2 protein-coding genes are annotated in these 4119 nt (G+C 70.3%); both read right to left on the minus strand.

Annotated elements, in window-relative coordinates:
* Nucleotides 1-100 precede the first annotated feature (100 nt).
* Nucleotides 101-283, minus strand: a complete 183-nt coding sequence (locus AOK18_RS23690) for a DUF6104 family protein (protein WP_018571400.1) — start codon at nt 281-283, stop codon at nt 101-103.
* 181 nt (nt 284-464) lie between these two features.
* Nucleotides 465-4119 (minus strand): multifunctional oxoglutarate decarboxylase/oxoglutarate dehydrogenase thiamine pyrophosphate-binding subunit/dihydrolipoyllysine-residue succinyltransferase subunit (locus tag AOK18_RS23695; RefSeq protein WP_055695654.1); only part of this gene is annotated, 3655 nt, incomplete at its 5' end.

Genomic DNA, 4119 nt, shown 5'->3' on the forward strand with positions numbered 1-4119 from the left:
CACTCACCCACCCCCGCGACTGAACCCGCGGCGCCCCCGCGACCGGACCGGCCGGCGGGACCCGCGCACGCGGCGGGCGGGCCGGTCCGGCCGGCGGGCCCTACTCCTCGTCCTCGTCGTCGTCCAGCCGGGCCAGCCAGGTCGCCAGGCGCTCCACCGGCACCTCGAAGTCGGGGTTGAGATCGACGAACGTCCGCAACTGCTCGGCGAGCCACTCGAAGGTGACCTCCTCCTCGCCGCGCCGCTTCTCCAGTTCCTCGATGCCACGGTCCGTGAAGTACATGGGAACAAGAATATGCGTGCGCCGAACCGTGCCGGACCCCGCCGAACCGCGCTGAGCCGCACCGGACCGCACCGGGCCGCGGAGACGCGACCGGACCGCGGAAACGCGACCGGGCCGCATCCCCGGCGAGGGGATGCGGCCCGGTCGTCCACGACCCGTGAGGGCGTCGCTCACCAGCCCGTCAGGCTTCGAACACCTCACGCACCAGCTGCTCCTGCTCGGCCTGGTGCCGCTTCGCGGAACCGACGGCCGGGGACGAGCCGTGCGGGCGCGAGATGCGGCGCAGACGCTCGCCGTGCGGCACGTCGGCGCCGACCGCCAGGTCGAGGTGGTCGATCAGGTTGAGCGCGATGAACGGCCAGGCACCCTGGTTCGCCGGCTCCTCCTGGGCCCACAGGTACTTCTCGGCGTTCGGGTACTTCTTGATCTCCGCCTGGAGCTCGGTACCCGGCAGCGGGTACAGGCGCTCGATGCGCAGGATCGCCGTGTCCGTCACGCCGCGCTTCTTCCGCTCGGCCTCGAGGTCGTAGTAGACCTTGCCGGAGCAGAAGACGACCTTCTTGACCGCGGCCGGGTCGACCGAGTCGTCGCCGATGACCGGGCGGAACTGGCCCGTGGTGAACTCCTCCGCCTTCGAGGCCGCGGCCTTCAGGCGCAGCATCGACTTCGGGGTGAAGACGACCAGCGGCTTGTGGTGCGGGTTGTGCACCTGCCACCGCAGGAGGTGGAAGTAGTTCGACGGGAGGGTCGGCATCGCGACCGTCATGTTGTTCTGCGCGCAGAGCTGCAGGAACCGCTCCGGGCGGGCCGAGGAGTGGTCCGGGCCCTGGCCCTCGTAGCCGTGCGGCAGGAGCAGGGTCACACCGGAGGTCTGGTTCCACTTCTGCTCGGCCGACGAGATGAACTCGTCCACGACCGTCTGCGCGCCGTTGACGAAGTCGCCGAACTGCGCCTCCCACATCACCAGCGCGTCGGGGCGGGCCAGCGAGTAGCCGTACTCGAAGCCCATCGCCGCGTACTCGGAGAGCAGGGAGTTGTAGACGTTGTACCGCGCCTGGTCCTCGGACAGGTACAGCAGCGGCGTGAACTCGGCGCCCGTCTCGCGGTCGATGACGACCGCGTGGCGCTGGCCGAAGGTGCCGCGCTGCGAGTCCTGGCCGGCCAGCCGGACCGGCACGCCCTCCAGGAGCAGCGAGCCGACCGCGAGGGTCTCGCCCATGCCCCAGTCGATCGTGCCGTCCTCGACCATCGCCGCCCGGCGCTGCAGCTGCGGCAGCAGGCGCGGGTGGATGGTGACGTGGTCGGGGATGTTGACCTGGGACTCGGCGATCCGCTTGACGACCTCCGAGGTGACCGCCGTGTTCACGGCCACCGGGAACTGCGCCTGCGGCTCCGAGGGCTCGACGGACGTCGGCTGCGACGCCGCCTCGCGGACCTCGGTGAAGACCTTCTCCAGCTGGCCCTGGTAGTCCTGCAGCGCCTGCTCGGCCTCTTCCAGGGTGATGTCGCCGCGACCGATGAGGGACTCGGTGTACAGCTTGCGCACCGAGCGCTTCTTGTCGATCAGGTCGTACATCAGCGGCTGCGTGAACGCCGGGTTGTCCGACTCGTTGTGACCGCGGCGGCGGTAGCAGATGAGGTCGATCACCACGTCCTTGTTGAACGCCTGGCGGAACTCGAAGGCCAGCCGCGCGACGCGGACCACGGCCTCCGGGTCGTCGCCGTTCACGTGGAAGATCGGGGCCTCGATCATGCGGGCCACGTCCGTCGCGTACATCGACGAGCGCGAGGACTCGGGCGCGGCGGTGAAGCCGACCTGGTTGTTGATGACGACGTGGACCGTGCCGCCGGTGCGGTAGCCGCGCAGCTGCGACATGTTCAGGGTCTCGGCCACCACGCCCTGGCCCGCGAAGGCCGCGTCGCCGTGGATCGCCACCGGCAGGACGGTGAAGTCCGTGCCGCCCTTGTTGATGATGTCCTGCTTGGCGCGCGCGACGCCCTCCAGGACCGGGTCCACCGCCTCCAGGTGGGAGGGGTTGGCGACCAGGGAAACCTTGATCTGCTCGCCGTCGAGGCCGGTGAAGGTGCCCTCGGCGCCCAGGTGGTACTTCACGTCGCCGGAGCCGTGCATCGACTTCGGGTCGAGGTTGCCCTCGAACTCGCGGAAGATCTGCGCGTACGACTTGCCCACGACGTTGGCCAGCACGTTCAGCCGGCCGCGGTGGGCCATGCCGATGACGACCTCGTCGAGACGGGACTCGGCGGCCGAGTCCAGCACGGCGTCGAGCAGCGGGATGACGGACTCGCCGCCCTCCAGGGAGAAGCGCTTCTGGCCGACGTACTTGGTCTGCAGGAAGGTCTCGAAGGCCTCCGCCGCGTTCAGCCGGCGCAGGATGCGCAGCTGCTCCTCGCGCTCCAGGCTGGAGTGCGAGCGCTCCACGCGGTCCTGGATCCACTTGCGCTGCTTCGGGTCCTGGATGTGCATGAACTCGATGCCGGTGGTGCGGCAGTACGAGTCGCGGAGCACACCGAGGATGTCGCGCAGCTTCATCAGGGTCTTGCCCGAGAAGCCGCCGACCGCGAACTCGCGCTCCAGGTCCCACAGGGTGAGCCCGTGCTCGGTGATGTCCAGGTCGGGGTGCTTGCGCTGGCGGTACTCCAGCGGGTCGGTGTCGGCCATGACGTGGCCGCGGACCCGGTAGGAGTGGATCAGCTCGAAGACGCGGGCGGCCTTGGTGACGTCGTCGTCGTGGGACGCGTCGATGTCCTTGAGCCAGCGGACCGGCTCGTAGGGGATGCGCAGCGCCTCGAAGATGTCGTCGTAGAAGCCGTTCTCGCCGAGCAGCAGGTTCGCGACGGCGCGCAGGAACTCGCCGGAGGCGGCACCCTGGATCACCCGGTGGTCGTAGGTCGACGTGAGCGTCATGACCTTCGAGATGCCGAGCTTGTTCAGGGTGTCCTGGCTGGTGCCCTGGAACTCCGCCGGGTAGTCCATGGAGCCGACGCCCATGATCACCGACTGGTTCGGCATCAGGCGCGGCACGGAGTGGACGGTGCCGAGGCCACCGGGGTTGGTCAGCGAGACCGTGACGCCCGTGAAGTCGGCCATCGTCAGCTTGTTGTCGCGGGCACGACGGACGATGTCCTCGTAGGCCTGCCAGAACTCGAAGAAGTTCAGCGTCTCGGCCTTCTCGATGCCCGCGACGACCAGCTGGCGGTCGCCGTTCGGCTTCACGAGGTCGATGGCGAGGCCGAACTTGATGTGCTCGGGCTTCACCAGGGTGGGCTTGCCGTCCACCTTCGCGTAGTGCCAGTTCATCGACGGCATCGCCTTGATGGCCTGGACCATCGCGTAGCCGATGAGGTGCGTGAAGGAGATCTTCCCGCCGCGGGCGCGCTTGAGGTGGTTGTTGATGACGATGCGGTTGTCGAACAGGAGCTTCACCGGGAGCGCGCGCACGGACGTGGCCGTGGGCACCTCCAGGGAGGCGTCCATGTTCTTCGCGACGGCCGCGGACGGGCCGCGCAGCGTCACCTGCTCGGCGCCCTGCTTGGCCCCGTCGGCGGGCTGCGCCTTGGGGGCCTGGGACTTCGCGGCGGCCGGCTTGGCGGCGGCCGGCTTCGCGGGGGCCGGGGCGGCCTTCGCGGGAGCGGGCGCCGGGGCCTTCGCGGCCGGCGGGGCGGCCGGCGGTGCGGCGGCGGGCTGCTGCGGGGCGGCGGGCGCGGGCGGCGCGGCGGGCCGGGCCGGTGCGGCCGCCGCGGCCGCCGCCGTGCCGGCGGTCCCCGTCACCGCGTTGTTCGCCGGGGCCGGGGCCTGAGGGGCGCCCGGCTTGTAG

Source organism: Streptomyces prasinopilosus (genome assembly GCF_001419695.1).
Lineage (GTDB): Bacteria > Actinomycetota > Actinomycetes > Streptomycetales > Streptomycetaceae > Streptomyces > Streptomyces prasinopilosus.

Bases quoted from the DNA above. Each gene is read 5' to 3' on its own strand.
- AOK18_RS23690 (WP_018571400.1), bottom strand. From the start codon at position 283: ATGTACTTCACGGACCGTGGCATCGAGGAACTGGAGAAGCGGCGCGGC.